Consider the following 18367-nt stretch of genomic DNA (forward strand, 5'->3'; position numbering starts at 1 on the left):
GGTCGGACTGCCTTGTCTTTCCAGAGGGATAAACCGGACACGGAACCCTCTGGAAGGACAAGGAACTCCGGCGCCGCCGCGGCGGGCGTCGGCGCCGGCGGGCCGAGACGTCAGGGGCGGGTCGAGCGCAGCAGTCCGACGACCTCGGCGGTGGCCCGCTGCACCCCGTCCGGGCCGAAGATCTCGATGCGGCCGACCGCGCGGCCGTGACCGGCGTGGACCGTGCGGACCTGGAACAGGTGCCAGTCCCGGACGTCCAGGTCATCGAGGAACGTGACGGTCTGGGACAGCACCGCCGCGGCGACCTGCGGCCGTTCGCCGGGCATGGCCGGGATCCCCGCGGCCGTGAGCAGATCGGCCAGCGGTAGCAGCTCGCAGGAATATGCCAGCAGGGCCCGCCAGACCGTCGGGTCCTCGCCCGCGTCGGGGATCCGCTGCCACTGGTCGAGCCGGTGCGGCTCCGCCCGCGGCAGCACCCTGACCTCCCACGGCATCATCGGCCGATCCGGGCGCGGCACCCCCGCCCCCGGCCCCGGCAGGTCCACTCGGCTCGTCTGCACGCTGAGAAAGTCGGCCTCCGTGGCCCGCAGCATCACGTCCGCCCGGCAGATGTGCAGCGAGCCCTGCCGGAAGGACAGCGCCAGCGCGTCGATCGAACCGCCGTGCGCGAGACGTTCGACGTCGACCCAGAGCGGCTGCCGGCAGTCCCCGGGGCGGGAGAAGATCGTGTGCAGCGAGTGCACCGTCTTGCCCGGCGCCATGCGTTCCGCGAGGACGATCTGCTGACCGAGCAACTGCGCGCCGAGGATCCCGCCGTGCGCGCTCACCAGACATCGGGCCGGCACCGGAGGGACGTCCCCGCCCAGGTCCAGCACCGCCAGCAGATCGCTCAGCGTAAACGTGCCGGGCGCCGGGGCGTTGACCGGTACCAGCGGCTCGGGCCGTGCGGATTCCGAACCGTCCCGCTGGGGATCGATGGTCTCCACGGACCGTCCACCCACATCGCACCCCTTCTCTCGCGACGGCCGGCGGGCCGTGCCGCGAGGGACGCGATCGCTCCGCGCCGCGGCTCGGCGCGGGCAGGTGACCGGTCGCCGCGCCTGCCGACGGTCCGTCGCGCGTGGATCACGACTCCGCCCGGCGCGGAGCCTCGCGGGTCAATATCGACCCGTTCGGCGCTGTGGGCGACTTGCAGTGGCGTACGCCACGTCCCCACGGGCCGCTGACCAGCATAAAAGCCGCGAAACGCCGCATAGCTCGCTCTCATGATCTGTATACGGGTTCGGATACGGACCGGGATACAGAGTTCATCGACGCGTTACGTGCCGGGCGGTGATCTGAAACGACGCCCCCTGACCCTCGTCTCCAGACACGACGGGGGAGGCACCGGACGACCGGGCCGGGCGTGGCGAGCTCCCTCGACGCACTCCAGACGCGCGGATCCGACCTGCGCGGACCCGAAACCCGTGGACTCCGATGGCGAGAGCTGGCATGAGCGAAACCGCAACGACCCCGACCGCGCCCCTGACCGTGAGCGCCCGACCGTACGACTTCACCTTCGACTCCGCAACCACCGCCCTCGTCGTCATCGACATGCAGCGCGACTTCCTCGAACCGGGTGGCTTCGGGGAGAGCCTCGGCAACGACGTCAGCCAACTGCGGAGCACGATCGAACCGCTGCAGGCCGTGCTGGCGGCCGTGCGGGCCGCGGGGCTGACCGTCATCCACACCCGCGAGGGCCACCTGCCCGACCTGTCCGACCTCCCGCCGGCGAAGCTGCACCGCGGCGATGCCGCGCTGCGCATCGGCGACCTCGGTCCCAAGGGCCGCATCCTCATCCGGGGTGAGTACGGGCAGGACATCATCGACGAGCTCGCGCCGGTCGACGGCGAGTACGTCATCGACAAGCCCGGCAAGGGCGCCTTCTACGCCACCGCCTTCGGCGACGTCCTCGCCGAGAAGGGGATCACCAGCCTCGTCGTCGCCGGGGTGACGACCGAGGTCTGCGTGCACACGACCGTCCGCGAGGCCAACGACCGCGGCTTCGAGTGCCTGGTGCTCAGTGACTGCGTGGGCTCCTACTTCCCCGAGTTCCAGCGGGTGGCACTGGAGATGGTCGCCGCCCAGGGCGGGATCTTCGGCTGGGTCGCCCCGTCCGCCGACTTCCTCGCCGCGCTCGCCTCCCCGGCCCCCGCGGCCGACTCCACCGTGTCCGCACCCGCCGTCACGGCCTCCTGAAAGAGGACGGGTCCCACCATGGTCAAGATCGGGAATCGGCCGGCTTCGTCCGCGCCGGCCCTGCCCTACTGGACGAAGGGCGACACCAACGCCTTCTTCGGCCTGGGCATCAACGTGCTGGTCAACGTCATCGTCCTGAGCTCGCTGTGCCTGTTCGTCGTCAACATCCCCTCCGACGACGTCTTCGGCACGATCCTGCCCGCGCTCGGGATCGCGATGCTGCTCGGCAACCTGTTCTACGCCTACCTGGGTCGCCGGCTGGCGGCCAAGGAGGGCCGTGACGACGTCACGGCGATGCCGTACGGGCCGAGCGTCCCGCACATGTTCATCGTCGTGTTCGTCATCATGCTGCCGATCTACCTGAAGACGAAGAACCCGGTCGAGGCGTGGCAGGCCGGCCTCGCCTGGGCGTTCATCATCGGCATCATCGTCGTGATCGGCGCGTTCGTCGGGCCGATGATCCGCAAGTACGCGCCGCGGGCGGCCATGCTCGGCACGCTGGCCGGCATCTCGATCGCGTTCATCTCCATGCGGCCCGCCGCGCAGATGTGGGACGCCGCCTGGATCGCGCTGCCCGTCTTCGGCCTGCTGCTCGTCGGCCTGCTCACCGACCTGAAGCTGCCGTGGAACCTGCCGATCGGCGCGGTCGCGCTGGCCCTGGGCACCGCCATCGGCTGGATCGGCGGGTTCATGGACACCCCGGCGGTGTCGGAGGCGGCCAAGGACATCGCGGTGTCGCTGCCGACCTTCCACTTCGACAAGCTGTTCCACGGCCTGTCCGACATCTCGCCGCTGCTGGCCACGGCCATCCCGCTCGGCGTCTACAACTTCACCGAGGGCATGTCCAACGTGGAGAGCGCCGCGTCCGCCGGGGACAACTACAACCTGCGGCCGATCCTGCTCGCCGACGGCTTCGGCGCCATCCTCGGCTCGGCTCTCGGCTCGCCGTTCCCGCCCGCCGTCTACATCGGCCACCCGGGCTGGAAGGCCGCCGGTGGTCGCACCGGCTACTCCCTGGCCACCGGCATCGTCATCGCGGTCCTGTGCTTCCTCGGCCTGTTCGGCCTGCTCAACGCCGTGCTACCGCTGCCGGCGATCGTGCCGATCCTGCTCTACATCGGGCTGCTCATCGGCGCCCAGGCCTTCCAGGCCTCGCCGAAGGCGCACGGCGCCGCCGTCATCGCCGCGATCATCCCGAACATCGCCTCCTGGGCGGCCGGGCAGATCGACAACACGGTGACGACAGCCGTCGGCGTGGCGTCGAAGATGAACCCGGCGGTCAACCTGAACGTCACCGACGCCGACCTCGAGGGCAACAGCGTGCTGCTGCACGGTCTGCACCTGCTCGGGGACGGTGCGGTGCTGGCCGGTCTGGTGCTCGGCTCCATCGTCGCGTTCATCATCGACAAACGGTTCATCTCGGCCGCGATCGCCTCGGCCGCCGGTGCGGTGTTGTCCTTCGTGGGGCTGATCCACGCGGAGAAGGTCGAGTGGGACGCGGGCGGCGGCCAGGTTGCCCTCGGCTACCTGTTCCTCACGCTGGTCTGCGTGGCCTGGGCGCTGACCAGGCCCGCACCGCGGGTACCGGACGCCGAGGAGATCGCGCTGGAACGGGAGCACGGCATCCCGTCGCAGACGCGGCGCAGCGCTCCCGAGGAGGTCGCGCCGGCCGCCGACACCGCGCAGCCGCCCGCCGCGGACCCGGGTCCGGACCTGGACACCCCGTCCAGCGCCTCGGCCACCGGCCCCAAGCCGGCCACCTCGGCACCTGCGGGCGCCGGAACCGTCTGACCGGTCGCCTCAGCGAGGCGCAGGTCTTCCCCGCGCCGCCGGTCACCCACCCCGACCGGCGGCGCGGTTCTCGCTCGCTCCCGTTACGCGCATGCCGCCGTCCGGCCCGGTCGGTGGGTGGCGGCTTGGCTGCATTGCGCCACCTTGCCGTTCCGAACGCTTCGTGTCCATTGCGTCCCTCCGGAAGGGCAAGGGAGGGGGCGGTCAGGGGCTGGCGGCGGTGGTGGCGGGGGCCGCGGCGGAGCGGGTGAAGATCAGGGAGACTTCCATGATCCCGTGATCCTCCGTGGAGATGCCGGGGAAGCTCGGGTTCGGGATCTCGTAGTCGGCGAAGACGACCGGGAGCTGGCCGACGGTGCGGATCGAGGTGCCGTCCCAGCGGGACTGCAGCGTCATCGTGACCCGCCTGGTCTGGCCCCGCAGGGTCAGGTCACCCTTCGCCGCGACGGCCCGGGTGGTCTGCGAGTCGGTGGGGACGGCGCCGATGTCGACCGGTTCGGCGAGGGTGAAGGTGGCGGTCGGGAAGGTGTCGGTGTCCATGATCCGGCCGCGGAACTGGTTGTCCCGGCGGCTCTCGTCGCTGGTCACCGTGGCCATCTGCACGGTGAAGGACGCCTTCGAGGCCCGCGAGCCGTCGATGGTGAGCGAGCCGGACACCTGCTTCGTCCGCCCCGCCGCCGTCGTGTCCTGGCCGAAGAGGATCTCCTTGACCCGGTAGCCGACCTCCGAGCCCGGCGCGATCGCCCAGGAGCCGGCCAGCGAGCCGGTCGGCGCCACCGTCTCGCCGCCGCCCGGCTGGGCCAGGGAGAACTCCTCCGGGGCGTCTTTCTTGATCACGTTGATGTAGAGGGCTGTGCCGCCCACGACCAGGATCGCCAGCACCACGACGGCGCCGATCAGGACGACGAACAGGCGCGGACGCCGGCGTCGGGACCGCGCGGCCGGTGCGTCGGGTTCGGTCATCGGAAGGTCGTCCCCCTCGCAGTGGGCCTCGCGACGGGCGCCGCCGAGGTCCGTTCCTGCTGGTTATCCCATGGACGGCCGCTTTGGAAGGCACTTGTGGGCTATCACCCGCCCGCGTCCTGCCGGCTCGGTCGATCCCCCCCGTCATCGCGGGCGTCGTGGCCGGCGTCGGAACCGGAGTCCGAACTGTGGCCGGGGGCGTCACCGTGGCCGGGGGCGTCGCGTTCATCCTGGCCGTCACGCCGGCTACCGTCCTCGTGGTCGCCGCCGCCGTGGTCGCGCTCGTCGTCGACCCGGACCCGGCCCTGGGTGAGCGACTTGACCTGTACCGACAGCCCGTCGTCGCGCACCCGCAGGGGGACCACGACGAACCGCCCGGTCGGCAGGTAGGCGCCCGCCGGCGGTGAGTCCCAACTGTGCAGGCCCAGCCACCAGCGGTGACGGGAGTCGGTGAAGGCGTGGGCGCCCCCGGGGCCGAAGCCGGCCTTCCCGCCGGCCAGCATCGGCTTCGGTGCCGGGTGGCAGGGCCCGAGCGGGCCGGTACACGACGCGCTGGCCACCACCTGGCGCCCGTTGAGCTCCGGTGCGGCCGAGTACACCAGGTGGTCGCGCCCCTGTTCGACGATCATCGAGGGGCTCGCGACCCGCTTCTGCTGCCAGGGCAGGCTGGGGCGCAGCAGCACCGCCGGCTCGCCGGTGAGCACCAGCCCGTCCGAGCGCAGCCGCTGGGCCCACAGTGTCGGGCCCGTGCCGCCGGGCCGTCCCGGGCTGCTCCAGGTCAGGTAGGCGCGCCCGGCGTCGTCGACGAAGGGGCTCGGGTCGGTGCTGCCGCCGTCGGCGGTCTGGCAGACGAACGGGGCCAGCGACGTGTCCACGAACGGCTCGTCGAGGTGCGCCGAGGTCGCCGCCGAGATGCAGCGGAGGCCGAGCCCGCGCACGGTCGTCGTGTAGTAGAGGACGTACGAGCCGTCGAACGCGCCGATCGCCGCCGGCCCCAGGCCGCCGCCCGGGTCGGCCCAGCCCGGTGGCGCCGTCAGGGCGTCGGGCTGGGTGGTCCAGCTCCGGCGGTCCCGGCTGGAGAGCAGGCTGATCGTGCCGGGGGTACGCGGGTCCACGCCGACGGCATAGGTCGTCCGGTTGCGGGTCAGCAGGGACGGCGCCGGGAAGTCGACGCCGGGGACGAGCACGGCCCGGGTCGAGGCGCCCGAGCTCGCCTTGGACAGGTACAGCCCGACAAGGACGATGACGATGACGACCACGGCCGGCTGGCGTCGGGCGAAGTCGACCAGACCACCTGTAAGGCCCTTCTCGCCCATGCCGCCACCATCCTCATTGTGAGTACCTGATGGCGGAGTGTATTCACGGTGGGGTGAAGTTGGGCGTCAATCGACTCTGCGGACACCCCCTGTCGCCTTGAAGGTCGCCTCAGTAGTCGCGCCGGCGGTCCTTTCGGCGGTCGCTACGGAGGGCGCCTCGGCGGTCGCGTCGGCGGGCGGCTCGGCGGACAGTCCCCGCAGCAGGGCGGCGCTGCGCGGGTTCAGCCCGACGATGGTCACCTCCGTGCCACGTTCGCGGTACTTCGTCCGGACGTCGTCGAGGGCGGCGACCGCGGCGGAGTCGAGGACATCGGCCTTGGACAGGTCGATGACGACTCGGTCCGGGTCGCGGCCGTAGGCGAAGGCGTTGACCAGGTCGCCCGTCGAGGCGAAGAACAGCGTGCCCTGGACGGCGTAGATCCGTTCGCCGCCCTCCGGGTCGAGCACGCTGGTCACCAGGGCCAGGTGGGCGACCTGACGGGTGAACAGCAGGGCGGCCAGGAGGACGCCGACGAGCACCCCGTAGGCCAGGTTGTGGGTGGGCACCACGACGGCGACAGTCACGACCATGACCGCGGTCTCGCCGCGGGGCATCCGGCGCAGAGTGGACGGCGCGACGCTGCGCCACTCGAAGGTCATCACCGCGACCAGGATCATCACCGCGACCAGCGCGGACATGGGGATGTGCCGGACGAGATCGCGCAACGGCACGACGAGCATCAGCAGGAAGCCGCCGGCGGCGAAGGTCGACAGCCGGCCTCGGCCGCCGGAGTTGACGTTGACGATGGTCTGGCCGATCATCGCGCAGCCACCCATCCCGCCGAAGAAGCCGTTGACGATGTTGGCGATGCCCAGGCCCCAGGACTCGCGGTTCGGGTCGTGGGTGGAGTCGGTCATCCGGTCGACGATCTGGGCGGTCAGCAGCGTCTCCAGCAGGCCCACGGCGGTCAGCGCGACCACGTAGGGTGCGATGATCCGCAGGGTTTCCCAGGTGAGCGGGACGTCGGGGATGCCGGGCACCGGCAGCGAGCTGGGCAGCCGGCCCTCATCCCCGACCGTCGGCACCGAGATGTGGAAACCGCACGTGACCAGCGTCAGGACCGCCACCGCGACGAGCGGCGCCGGGATCGCCCGCGTGACCCGGGGGACCGTCAGCAGGATCGCCAGGCCCCCCGCGACCAGGACGTAGACCTTCCACGACTCGCCGATGACGTGCGGCATCTGGGCGGTGAAGATCAGGATGGCCAGCGCGTTGACGAAGCCGATCATCACGGTGCGCGGCACGAAGCGCATCAGCCGCGCGACCCCGAGCACGCCGAGGACACCCATCAGCAACCCGACCCCGACGGTGGTCGCGAGCAGGTAGTTCAGCCCGTGCTCGCGGACCAGCGGCGCGGCCACGAGGGCCATCGAGCCCGCGGCGGCGGAGATCATCGCCGGTCGGCCACCGGTGAACGCGATGATCACCGAGATGGTGAACGACGCGAACAGGCCGACCTTCGGGTCGACCCCGGCCACGACCGAGAACGAGATCGTCTCCGGGATCAGCGCGAGCGCCGTCACCAGGCCCGCGAGCAGCTCCACCCGGACGTAGCGCGCGCCGGGCCAGCGTCGGGCCAGCGCGGGCAGGCGCAGCCCCCCGACGACCGCACGACGGCTCCCGGCCACCGCGCCGGCGGCCTCACGGGCCGAAACACCTGTCATGGAAGCGGACCTCGAGGATCGACGGTGGCGTCGGCGCAGCGCCGAAGCCGCCGTGGCGGGACCGGACCCCTACTCGCCCGCCGCCCGTCGCCACCACGCGACGCATCGATCGGACGGCGACACGTGGATCGAGGGACGGCGCACCCGTGGGCAGACGCGACGGATCCCCGGGAAAGCGCAGCGTGGCGGCATCATCGCCCTGGGAACGACTGCGGGGCGGCGTTCCCCACGCCTCGGGTGTACGACCGGCGGTACGGTCCGGTTAGTCAGATCTGACGATACAAAGTCAGCTTCGATGAAGCGACGACCGGGTTCGGCCGGTCATGCCCGGGGTGCCCCGAGCCGGGCCAGGGCCTCCTGCATCTGGTCGATCTCGATCGACTGGTTGAGCACCATCGCCCTGGCCAGGCTGCGCGTACGGTCGGCATCGGCGTGCTGCGCCGCGTACTGCGCCATCGCCAACCCCCCACGATGGTGGTGCACCATCAGGGTGAGGAACAGGACATCGAGGTCGCGGCCGTGGATCGTCGCGAGCCGCCGCAGCTCGTTCGGGGTCGCCATGCCCGGCATCCGGGCGGTGTCGCCGGCCGACGCGGCGCCCTCGGCGGTGCCGTTCATACCCGGCATGTCGGTCATGGCCGTCGAGCCGGTGTCGCCGTGGCCGTCGTGCCCGGTGCCGGCCGCCGCGCCGGTGCCGCCCATCCAGCGCATCGGCGCGCCGGCGGCGGTCTGGGTCCGCCCCCAGCCCGACAGCCACGCCGACATGATGCCGATCTCCCGCTGCTGGGTCAGCGCGATGTCCTGCGCGACGCTGCGGGTCGACGTGTCGCCGCCGCGGTCGAACTCGATCATCGCCATCTGCACAGCCTGCGCGTGGTGCTCGGACATGTCGCGGGCGAAGCCGACGTCGACGGAGCTCTCGCCGGGCGGGCGGTCGAGCAGGTCGCCCAGCGCCGCGCCGGCCGCCAGCAGCCCGGCCACCAGCACCACGACGACCGGGGTCCACCACAGGGCCGCCCGGCGCCGACGCCGCGGGGCACCGGCCTCGCCGGTTGCGGGCCCGGTGGCCGGGGCCGTCCCGGTCCCGGCGGCGCCGTCCAGGTCGGCCCCGCCCGGTCCGGTCGCGTTCGGCGCGGTCCCGCCCGGCGCGGTCGGATCGGGCGAGGGCGCATCCGGCGTGAGTGCGCTCGGTCGGGCTCTGGCGGGGCCGGGTTCGCCTCGTGCGGTCCGGTCGTCCTGCCTGCGCGGCTCGGCTGGGGCGTCTGCGGGCGCGGTGGGGACGGCGGGAGGGCCGCCCCCGGCGCGCAGCTCTGAATCGCTCATCGTCCGTCAAGTCTGACGTAGGTGCCGACGTTTCGTGCGCCACCCCCCGCGGGCCTCGCCGCGTCGGGCGAAGGAAGGAGCCGGCTACCGGGCCGGGCGGCCGGGGCAGCGGCCGGATCAGACGTGCAGGTGGGAGTTGAAGACGAAGGTCCGCTTGCCGACCTGGACGCGGGTGCCGGGCACCAGCGGGGCGGGCTGGTGCGGGTTGAGGGGGGTCCACACGGTCGCCTCGGGCGGCGCGATGTAGGTGCCGTTGGCTGAACCCTGGTCGGTGATCACGGCGTCCCAGCCGGTCAGGGTGATCACGGCGTGCACCCGGGAGACGGCGCTCTCGCCGTCCTCGACCGGCAGCGCCCGCGCCTTGCCGGCCCGGACGGCGTCGTCCCGGTCGGGCTGGCGGCCGATGACCAGGTCCATGTCGACGTTCATCGTCTGCCCGTCGTCGAACACGAGCACCCCGACGGTCGGCCGCGGCCCCCACACCGTGCGGGAGCTCTGCTGGGCCAGCGAGAGGCCGCACTCGGCGCAGTACGGCGCCTGCGGGTGGTTGAAGTGCCCGTTCGCGCACAGCACCCCCTCGACCTGGGGTTCGGAGCCGGTGGGCAGCATCGTCGGGGCCTCGTCGTCCTCGATGAGATCGGAGACGGTGAAGGTCTGCCCGGGAAGCTGGGTCATGGCGTCGTGATCGTCGTCGGTGAGGTCGTCGCCCAGCCCGTCGCCGAGGCCGTCGGACAGGGGCTCGGCGTGCCCGCCGAGCTGGCCGCCGCCGAGCTGGCCGCCGCCGAGCTGGCCGAGGTGGCCGCCCGGCCCGGAGTCGACCGCGGCGTGGCCGATCGCCTCGCGTCCGGCGAGCTCGGTCGGCGGGTCCTCGTCGAGTTCGTCGAGGTCGGCGGCCTGGGTGGGCTCCGCCGCCGCGCGGCGACGGTGGGCCTCCTCCTCGCTGAGCAGCGGGGCCAGTGCCGGCGGGGTGGTCGACATCGGGTCCGGGGCGCGCGAGCCGGGAGTGGGGATCGCCGCGGCGCCGGTCATCGGGTCGCGCAGCGGATCGAAGCCGGCGAGTAGCTGGTCGGCCGACGCCTTGGGGGCGGGCAGCGCGGGCGCGTCGCTGAGCAGCAGGCTCACGCCGATCCCGGGCACCGCGCCGATCCGCAGGTCGAGGGGGAAGCCGAGGTCGCCGAGGCCGCCGGGGAAGCCGGTCGGGCCGACGATGCCGGTCGGCCCGACGTCGATCCGGGCGATCTCCGTCGGCAGCAGGCGGTCGACCCAGGTGGCCGAGTCCACGCCGGACAGCGTCACCCCGGACGTCCCGGACGCCACGACGTCCATCGCCCCGTGGACGAGCGCCGCGACGCGGTCGTTGACGGTGGTCAGCAGGCTGAAGTCGGGCACCCGGTCCGGGTCGGCGTCGGCGAGGACCCCGGCGACCCGGCGCACGAGCCGGCGGCCCATGGTCGACGCGGTCGTGCCCACCTCCGCGGCCACCTCGGCGCACAGCCCGAGCAGCCTGCTGGTGATCTCGGCGGTCTCGGGTCGGCCGGCCCGGGCGACGATGAGCGCGCCGGGCAGCCGGACGACCACCCCGGTCTGATCCGGGTGCCCGGACTCCACGACCACCCGGAAATGGTCCAGTCCCGCCATGACCTCGCCCCTCGTCCCCACACCCCGCGCCGCGCCGGCCATCACCGCCGGCGGCCTCGTGGCACATCCTCGCCGCTCGGTGCGGCCCGTCCGGTACGGTCCTATCCTGCCGTGCCCGCGGGTCGGCTGGTACCGCCTTACCGTCACCGTGGCGGGCGATGTCCGGGGTCCGACAGGCGAGCGCGCGCCGCGGGCGCGCCACCCGCCCGCCGGATGGTCGCGGGCGGGCGGCGGTTACGCCAGGGCCCGGTCCAGGTTGATCGCCGCGCTGATCAGCGCGAGGTGGGTGAACGCCTGCGGGAAGTTGCCGAGCGCCTCGCCGGAGGAGCCGATCTCCTCGGCGTAGAGGCCCACGTGGTTGGCGTAGGTGAGCATCTTCTCGAAGACCATCCGGGCCTCGCTCACCCGGCCGGCCCGCGTCAGCGCCTCCACGTACCAGAACGAGCAAAGGTTGAACGTGCCCTCGTCACCGGTCAGCCCGTCGCTGCCGTCGGCGGCGTAGCGGCGCACCAGGCTGTCGCTGACGAGGTCCTCGCCGAACCGGTCCAGCGTCGAGAGGAACCGCGGATCGGTGGGCCCGGAGAACTTCACCAGCGGCATGCACAGCAGGGACGCGTCCAGCCGCGGTGAGCCGGGGAACTCCATGTAGGCCCCGCGGGTGGGGTTCCACGCCTCGTTCTGAACGAACCGGTACGCCTGACCGGCGAGGTCCTTCCAGTCGTTCGTCGGGCCGGGCAGGCCCCGCTGGCGTGAGATGCGGCAGGCCCGCTCGAAGGCGACCCAGGTCATCAGCGCCGAGTAGGTGAAGCGCTGGCGTCCGCCGCGGGTCTCCCAGATCCCCTCGTCCGGGGTGTCCCAGTGCTTGGCCAGCCAGTCGAGCTGGCGGCCGAGGGCCTCCCAGAGCTGGAAGGAGATCGGGACCTTCTTGTTGTACAGGTAGACCGAGTCCATCAGCTCGCCGTAGATGTCGAGCTGGAGCTGCTCGGCGGCGGCGTTGCCGATGCGCACCGGCCTGGAACCGCGGTAGCCGGAGAGGTGTTCCAGGACGATTTCGTCCAGGTGGGCGTTGCCGTCGACGCTGTACAGCACGTACAGCCCGGAATCCTTCGGCGCCTCGTGGCAGCGCTGCTCCAACCAGTCCATGAACGCGGCGGCCTCGTCGGTGAAGCCCAGCGCCATCAACGCGTAGGTGGTGAACGCCGCGTCCCGAATCCAGGTGTAGCGGTAGTCCCAGTTGCGCACGCCGCCGAGCTCCTCCGGCAGCGAGGTGGTCGGCGCCGCCACCAGCGCGCCGGTGGGCCGGTAGACCAGCAGCTTCAGCACCAGTGCGCTGCGTAGGACCATCTCCCGCCAGCGGCCGTGGTAACGACTGCGCCGCAGCCACGCCTGCCAGTAGTTCAGCGTCCGGGTGAACAGCGTGTCCGCCTCGCCGGTGATCAGCGGACGGATCGTCGAGTTCCATTCGAGCACGATGTCGGCGGTCTCGCCCATGGGCAGGTCGAAGTCCGCGAACACGGCGGTGCCGTCGACCCGCAGCGGCAGCGCGGTGCGCAGCACGAGGGTGCCCTTCGTCGATTCGAACACCGCCCCCGAACCGGGGACCAGCGTCACCGTGTGCGCGGCCCGCCCGTAGTCGAACCGCGGGTCGCAGCGCAGCCGGAACGTCGCGGTCCCGCGCACGGCGCGGGCCTGGCGGACGACGACGTGCGGCGTCTCCGCGACGTCGCTGTCCACCGGGACCATGAAGTCGACGACCTCGCCGACCGCCCGTGGGGTGAGGAAGCGGGTCATCAGGACGTTCGAGTCGGGCAGGTAAAGCTGCTTCGCCCGGGAGTCCGGACAGTGGATGCGGAACGATCCGCCGCGGTCGGCGTCGAGCAGGCTCGCGAAGACCGACGGCGCATCGAAGCGTTGCGGGCAGTACCAGTCGATCGTGCCATCCGTGGCGACCAGGGCCACGGTACGCAGGTCGCCGATGACCGCGTGCTCCTCGATGGGCGGGTAGTCGGTGTCGGGCATTCGTAGGCTCCGCGAGGCGTGATTGGCCGAGGGTCCGACCAGGGATTCTGCGGGGGACGGATCAGGGAGGACGCCACCGCGCGAGCACAACCCGACGCCGAGCCGCTCGCGTCCTCCCGGCCGCCGCCGGTCGCCACCCGAGCGATGGCAACCAGGCGAAGGTAACCCGCCGGGGCGGTGGCGCGCCCATCACTGCCGACAAGCCGAAAAACGGGCCTGACGCGCCGTGTGAACTCGCGATGTCGGCGATGCGTCGGCGCCGGGTCCGCGCCGCGTCGGCGGAGGTCACCGGGTCGGTGGAACCCTCGTCGCCACCGGCGGTCCGCGGTGGTCGCGGGTGGCGGCGGAGCCGGCGTTCGCACCCCGGTGGGGGGTCTCGCCGTTTGGGCGTCGGGGCGGCCACCTACGATCACGCCATGGCCGCCCACCCTCCGACTGCCGAGGACGGTCGTGCCGCGCTGGTGATGTTCGCTCGGGGCGACCGGGTCTTCCCGGTCGACGACCTCGGCGGCGGGATCTGGTCGCGGCGCGGCACCGTGCTGGCCGTGCACGCGGCCGGGCGCCGCGAGCCGGCCGAGCAGCCCGGGCCGGTAAGCGTCGAGTCGACCCGCAGCGCGGCACCGGTCACCGCGCGGGCGACGGTCCTCTGGGACGACGGCAGCGCCGAGGTGCTGGCCGAGGATCAGCTCTGCCTCGTCTACGACCAGGAGGCCCCCGTCGGCGTCCGGGTCGTGACCCTGCCGATGGCCGAGCCGGTGGATGTGGTGCAGCACGGCGGGCACGTCGTGCTGGTGCTGCGCGACGGCCTGGTCGCGCCCGCGGTCGTGGAGTCGCTGCGCGACAAGCTGCGCCGGGTGCGGGCGGCGCTGACTCCGGCGCGGCCGGACCCCGCCTCCGCGGCCGAGCTGCGTCGGCGGGACCTCGATCTGCTGCGGGCCCTGATCGCACAGCTCACCGGGGGCGCGCCCGAGCCCCGCTGACGGGTGCCTGCGGTGCCCGCGGCGACGTCCGGGTCAGGAGGTCGAGTACGGCCCGGGGCGCACTCCGCCCGGGCCGTAGGCGTTGCCGTTCATCCCGGCCCGCGGCTGCTCGGTCATCGCCTGGCTCACCTTCGACGCGATCGCCTCGGTGAGCCGGATCGCCTGCGTGAGGGACAGGTTCAGCACGATCTCGCTGTCATCGGTCATCGCGAAGCGCACCGACACATCGGCCATGGTGGTTCCTCCCAGTCTCGGTCCGCCCGACACCCGGCTCCGGTGGTTGGAGGTCGGAGGGAGACCCGCACGGGCGCTGCCTGCCGTGCGGCCTCGGGGCATGGTGACCGCCCCACCATCCCCGATGGGGATCTCGCGCCGTACGTGACCCCCCCTGTCGCCCCCACCGGTGAGGCTGCTAGCGGTGTGTTGCTTCGACTCTGGGTGATCAGTCAACTTCGTTGACCCCCGCGAATGCGCGTCGATCCGGACAGGAACACCTATTGGTGATGATGGCATCGCTGTCGGTGGCCGCGTAGGGGGTCGAGGCGAATCTCGTGAGAGAGATCACATCGAGCCCACGCCGCTCGTCGGTGCGCCCGCGCGGGGGCTCCCGGCTCAGATCCAGCCGGGGAACCACATCCTGGCCCGCCACGAGGAGTAGGGGATCACCTGCGCGGACAGGATCGGGTAGAAGTACGCGAACAGCAGGACCACGACGATCGTGTAGACCCCGACCGTCAGCGCGCCGGTCAGCCGGCGGGCGTCGGAGGCATCCCGCGGGCCGAGCGCGAGCCCCGCCAGCGCCGTGATCCCGAGGACGAGGAACGGCAGGCACGGCAGCGCGTAGAAGAAGAACATCGTGCGGCTCGGGAACAGCAGCCACGGCAGGAACGCCGAGCCGAAGCCGACCAGCACCAGGGCGGCCCGCCAGTCCCGCCGGGCCACCCACCAGGCGAGCATCCCGAGCAACCCGGCGGTGCCCACCCACCACACCGCGGGGTTGCCCAGCGCCAGCACCTCCCGCGAGCAGCCGGCCGGATCGTGGCAACCGGACGTCCCATAGGCGGGCGACGAGTAGTAGTACGCCACCGGCCGGGCCATCACCAGCCAGCTCATGGGGTGCGAGGCGAAGGTGTGCCCCTGGTCGAGGCCCTCGTGGAACTTCAGCACCGCCATCTGGTACTTCCACCAGCCGTGCCACGCAGCGCCGAACCCGTCACCGTAGAAGTGCCGGTAGTAGCCGCCGTCGGTGACGAACCAGCCCGTCCAGGTGGCCAGGAACACCACGATCGGAACGACGACGAACGTAGCCGCCCAGGCGGGCAGGTCCCGCCGCAGCGCGCCCAGCACGGGCCGCTGCGCGCCGCCGGTGCGCCGGGCGCCGATGTCCCAGGCGATCGCGAGCGCCGCGAAGCCGATGATCGTGTAGAGCGCGCTCCACTTCACGCCCATCGACAGGCCGAGCGCAACCCCGCAGGCCAGTCGCCACCGGCGGAATCCCAACCGGGGCCCGTAGAGCTCGCGCAGCCGCTCCTGACGGCCGGCCGCGGCCCCGGAGTCCGCCGTAGCCCCCGAGGCCGTCGTAGCCATGGAGTCGGCCGTGGCCCCCGAGGCCGTCGTAGCCATGGAGTCGGCCATGGCCATGGAGTCCGCTGCGGCTGGGGAGTTCGCCGTGGCCGCCGAATCCGCGCCCGCGCCGTCCGCTCCCGGCGAGCCGCCGGCTGTCGGGGGTGGCGGACCGGAGCCTCGGGCCAGTGCCGCGCTCAGGCGGTCGGCGAGCCGGGCCCGTCCGTCGTCGCGGTCGAGCAGCAGGCACGCCAGTGCCACGACGACCCCGGTCATCAGGAAGATGTCGAGGATCCCGATCCGGCTCTGCACGAACTCCAGGCCGTCCATGGCGAGCAGCAGGCCGGCGAAGCAGCCCAGCAGGGTCGAGCGGAACATCCGCCGGGCGGCGCGGGCGAGGACGAGCACGGCCAGCGTGCCGAACAACGCCGAGGAGAACCGCCAGCCGAGCTCCGGGTCGCCGTGCGGGACCCCCCCGCAGTTCGTGTACCCGAACAGACCCTCGGAGGCGGCCATCAACCACTTGCCGAACGGCGGATGGACGACGTACGCCGGCCCGGAACAGGACTTCGAGTCGATCTCGTAACCGGCGGTGAGCAGGCCCCAGGCGTCCTTGGTGTAGTAGACCTCGTCGAAGTACACCCCGCGCGGCTGGGTGACGTTCCAGAACCGCAGCAGCCCGGCCAGGACCGCGACCGACAGGGTCGCCAGCCACCCGGCCAGCGGCGAGCCCGGCATCGGCGGGCACAGCCGCTCGCGCAGCGCCTCGGCCCGCGTCCGCCGCGGACCGAGTGGGTCCGGACCGGTCACCGGCGGCGTGTCGCCTCCTCTGCTCGCACTCCAGGGCACGTGGGCCGTCGTCGCCGTCACACCGATCAGGGTAGGTCCTGGCTCCTGACACACTGGGCGGGTGTCCGGGACCCTGGTGCTGTGTGGCGCTCCGATCGGTGATGTCCGGGACGCGAGCCCACGCCTCGGTGAGATCCTCGCCACGGCGGATGTGGTCGCGGCCGAGGACACCCGGCGGGTGCTCCGGCTGGCGCACGCCCTCGGCGTCACCATCTCCGGCCGGATCGTGTCCTGTTACGACGCGGTGGAGGGCGCCCGCGCCGCGCTCCTGACCGACTACCTGCGCGAGGGGGCCACGGTCGCCTTGGTCACCGATGCCGGGATGCCGGCGGTGTCCGACCCAGGCTTCCGCGTGGTCGCCGCGGCCGCCGCCGCCGGCATGGCCGTCACCGTCGTGCCCGGCCCGTCCGCGGTGACCGCCGCCCTCGCCGTCAGCGGCCTGCCCACCGACCGGTGGACCTTCGAGGGCTTCCTGCCGCGCAAGGGCGCCGACCGGCGTTCCCGGCTGCGCGAGCTCGGCGGCGAGACCCGCACGATGGTGTTCCTGGAGTCCCCGCACCGGCTCCCGGCGGGCCTGGGCGACCTGATCGCCGCCTTCGGTGCCGACCGAGCCGCGGTGCTGTGCCGGGAGCTGACCAAGACCTTCGAGGAGATCGTCCGCGGCGACCTCGCGGCCCTGCTCGCCTGGGCAACCGACGGCCGCGTGATCCGCGGGGAGTTCACCCTGGTGATCGCCGGCGGCGCCGGGCGCGGACCGGTGACCGTCGACTTCGCCCCCGCCCAGGCGGCCAGGCTCGCCCAGTCGCCTCCGCCCGCTGCCAGCTCGCCCGCTGCCAGCTCGCCCGCTGCCGGCCTGCCCGCCGCCGGTTCACCCCTCGCCGGTTCGTCCGCCGGCGTCTCGATCGGCGGCGGCCTGCCCGCCGCGGGGTCGGCTGCCGCGGGGTCGGCTGCTGGTGGGCCGGAGCAGCCCGTAGCCCCTGTCGCCGGGGTGGGGCCCGCCGAGTCGGTCGACGCTCGGGTTCTCGCCGCCGACGTCGCCCGGCGCACCGCCGCCGGCATGCCGCGCAAGGAGGCCCGCCGGGCGGTCGCGGCCGACTACGGCGTGTCCCGCAACGACGTCTACGCCGCCGAACTCGCCGTCCGCGCGCCTCATCCCGCCCAGGCCGACGGCCCCGCCCAGGCAGACCGTCCTGTGCATCGCCAGTGATGCCGTCGAGGAATGAGCGCGGCCGTCGGCCGGTTGGCCACGCCCGCACGTCGAGGGCGAGGCCTCCGGGAGGCGCAGCACGGTTCCGCGGAACCGCAGGACCGCGCGAGCTGGAGCCGGGAGTAGGGCTCGCGGTGTAATGCGGTGCAATTCAGCAGCTCCGCTGGAGCAGCAGGGCCTTGCCCATCGCGGCCCATTCGTAGGTGATCATGTAGGGCCACATGCGGCGAGGCGGCGGCACCCCGATCATCCGGACCTCGCCGGAGTAGCAGCGACCAAGCCGTAGCCGGGCCCGGGTGCTCTGCGACGTCGAGGTGATCACGATCAGGGAGTGCCAGCCGCGCCGGGCCGCCGCGGCACCCACCCAGCGGGACTCGCCCTGGGTCGTCAGCGGGCTGGGCGCGAAGCAGATCACCTCCACGCCGGGAATGTCGCCTGGGCAGGGGTCGCCGGCGGTCGGGGTCGAGACGGCGAGGACCGGGGCGTAACCGGCGCGGGCGAGAGCCACCGCCCGTTCGAGGCGGCCAGGACTGCCGGCGAACATGACGATCGCGTCGACCGGCGCCGGCTGGTCGCGATGGGGGAAGACGAACAGCCGCCCGGTGGCCGCCGTGAACGCGACCGCCAGGGCGCCGACCAGGGCGATGGTGATGGCTCGGCGGCGCGACGTGCCGGTCGGCGCGCGCTCGAGCGGACCCGCCGCCATGGACCTCCCTTCGTGGCGGCTCGGCGCCGCCGTGGCCGTCGTGGCGCCTCGTTCCGCCGCGTGACCCGAG

At 72.8% G+C, this 18367-nt stretch carries 14 protein-coding genes; 4 read left to right on the forward strand and 10 right to left on the reverse strand.

Features of this window, described 5'->3' with window-relative positions:
• Positions 1-110 precede the first annotated feature (110 nt).
• Positions 111-986 carry an acyl-CoA thioesterase gene (locus AC5R91_RS22550; RefSeq protein ID WP_495393309.1) on the reverse strand — a complete coding sequence of 292 codons (876 nt, stop codon included), beginning with the start codon at positions 984-986 and terminating at the stop codon, positions 111-113.
• Between the two features lie 505 nt (positions 987-1491).
• Between AC5R91_RS22550 and AC5R91_RS22555 the strand changes: the two genes are divergently transcribed.
• Complete coding sequence (locus AC5R91_RS22555) at positions 1492-2238, forward strand: cysteine hydrolase family protein (protein WP_495393310.1); 747 nt, start codon at positions 1492-1494, stop codon at positions 2236-2238.
• Between the two features lie 18 nt (positions 2239-2256).
• Positions 2257-4029, forward strand: coding sequence for a regulator (locus tag AC5R91_RS22560; protein ID WP_495393311.1), 1773 nt, complete (start codon positions 2257-2259; stop codon positions 4027-4029).
• Positions 4030-4233: 204 nt separating this feature from the next.
• Here the strand turns inward: AC5R91_RS22560 and AC5R91_RS22565 are convergent, their stop codons facing one another.
• From AC5R91_RS22565 to AC5R91_RS22590, 6 genes are all read right to left on the reverse strand, one after another.
• Positions 4234-4992, reverse strand: coding sequence for a YceI family protein (locus AC5R91_RS22565; RefSeq protein WP_495393312.1), 759 nt, complete (start codon positions 4990-4992; stop codon positions 4234-4236).
• A gap of 104 nt (positions 4993-5096) precedes the next feature.
• Positions 5097-6308, reverse strand: coding sequence for a family 43 glycosylhydrolase (locus tag AC5R91_RS22570; RefSeq protein ID WP_495393313.1), 1212 nt, complete (start codon positions 6306-6308; stop codon positions 5097-5099).
• Between the two features lie 66 nt (positions 6309-6374).
• Positions 6375-8012: a SulP family inorganic anion transporter gene (locus AC5R91_RS22575; protein WP_495393314.1), complete on the reverse strand. Its 1638-nt coding sequence runs from the start codon at positions 8010-8012 to the stop codon at positions 6375-6377.
• Between the two features lie 321 nt (positions 8013-8333).
• A complete protein-coding gene (locus tag AC5R91_RS22580; protein ID WP_495393315.1) occupies positions 8334-9335 on the reverse strand; it encodes a DUF305 domain-containing protein in 1002 nt (333 codons plus the stop codon).
• Positions 9336-9452: 117 nt separating this feature from the next.
• Positions 9453-10973, reverse strand: coding sequence for an FHA domain-containing protein (locus AC5R91_RS22585; protein WP_495393316.1), 1521 nt, complete (start codon positions 10971-10973; stop codon positions 9453-9455).
• Positions 10974-11207: 234 nt separating this feature from the next.
• Positions 11208-12992 (reverse strand): glycoside hydrolase family 15 protein, encoded by a 1785-nt coding sequence (locus tag AC5R91_RS22590; RefSeq protein ID WP_495393317.1) that lies wholly within the window; start codon positions 12990-12992, stop codon positions 11208-11210.
• Between the two features lie 416 nt (positions 12993-13408).
• On the opposite strand from AC5R91_RS22590, the gene AC5R91_RS22595 reads away from it, so the two are divergent.
• Positions 13409-13972 (forward strand): hypothetical protein, encoded by a 564-nt coding sequence (locus tag AC5R91_RS22595; protein WP_495393318.1) that lies wholly within the window; start codon positions 13409-13411, stop codon positions 13970-13972.
• Between the two features lie 33 nt (positions 13973-14005).
• Here AC5R91_RS22595 and AC5R91_RS22600 read toward each other — a convergent pair whose 3' ends face one another.
• Both AC5R91_RS22600 and AC5R91_RS22605 read right to left on the reverse strand, forming a co-directional pair.
• On the reverse strand, positions 14006-14206 hold the full coding sequence (locus AC5R91_RS22600; protein ID WP_009741926.1) for a hypothetical protein: 201 nt from the start codon (positions 14204-14206) through the stop codon (positions 14006-14008).
• Positions 14207-14584: 378 nt separating this feature from the next.
• Positions 14585-16405 (reverse strand): dolichyl-phosphate-mannose--protein mannosyltransferase, encoded by a 1821-nt coding sequence (locus AC5R91_RS22605; RefSeq protein WP_495393319.1) that lies wholly within the window; start codon positions 16403-16405, stop codon positions 14585-14587.
• Between the two features lie 40 nt (positions 16406-16445).
• On the opposite strand from AC5R91_RS22605, the gene rsmI reads away from it, so the two are divergent.
• Complete coding sequence (gene rsmI, locus AC5R91_RS22610) at positions 16446-17591, forward strand: 16S rRNA (cytidine(1402)-2'-O)-methyltransferase (RefSeq protein WP_495393320.1); 1146 nt, start codon at positions 16446-16448, stop codon at positions 17589-17591.
• 151 nt (positions 17592-17742) lie between these two features.
• Here the strand turns inward: rsmI and AC5R91_RS22615 are convergent, their stop codons facing one another.
• On the reverse strand, positions 17743-18297 hold the full coding sequence (locus tag AC5R91_RS22615; protein WP_495393321.1) for a YdcF family protein: 555 nt from the start codon (positions 18295-18297) through the stop codon (positions 17743-17745).
• Between the last annotated feature and the right edge of the window lie 70 nt (positions 18298-18367).

This window comes from Frankia sp. BMG5.60, assembly GCF_059428125.1.

Coding starts and splice junctions, on each gene's coding strand:
- AC5R91_RS22615 (WP_495393321.1), bottom strand. CDS start 18,297: ATGGCGGCGGGTCCGCTCGAGCGCGCGCCGACCGGCACGTCGCGCCGC.
- AC5R91_RS22555 (WP_495393310.1), top strand. CDS start 1,492: ATGAGCGAAACCGCAACGACCCCGACCGCGCCCCTGACCGTGAGCGCC.
- AC5R91_RS22595 (WP_495393318.1), top strand. CDS start 13,409: ATGGCCGCCCACCCTCCGACTGCCGAGGACGGTCGTGCCGCGCTGGTG.
- AC5R91_RS22570 (WP_495393313.1), bottom strand. CDS start 6,308: ATGGGCGAGAAGGGCCTTACAGGTGGTCTGGTCGACTTCGCCCGACGC.
- AC5R91_RS22585 (WP_495393316.1), bottom strand. CDS start 10,973: ATGGCGGGACTGGACCATTTCCGGGTGGTCGTGGAGTCCGGGCACCCG.
- AC5R91_RS22580 (WP_495393315.1), bottom strand. CDS start 9,335: ATGAGCGATTCAGAGCTGCGCGCCGGGGGCGGCCCTCCCGCCGTCCCC.
- AC5R91_RS22565 (WP_495393312.1), bottom strand. CDS start 4,992: ATGACCGAACCCGACGCACCGGCCGCGCGGTCCCGACGCCGGCGTCCG.
- AC5R91_RS22560 (WP_495393311.1), top strand. CDS start 2,257: ATGGTCAAGATCGGGAATCGGCCGGCTTCGTCCGCGCCGGCCCTGCCC.
- AC5R91_RS22575 (WP_495393314.1), bottom strand. CDS start 8,012: ATGACAGGTGTTTCGGCCCGTGAGGCCGCCGGCGCGGTGGCCGGGAGC.
- AC5R91_RS22590 (WP_495393317.1), bottom strand. CDS start 12,992: ATGCCCGACACCGACTACCCGCCCATCGAGGAGCACGCGGTCATCGGC.
- AC5R91_RS22600 (WP_009741926.1), bottom strand. CDS start 14,206: ATGGCCGATGTGTCGGTGCGCTTCGCGATGACCGATGACAGCGAGATC.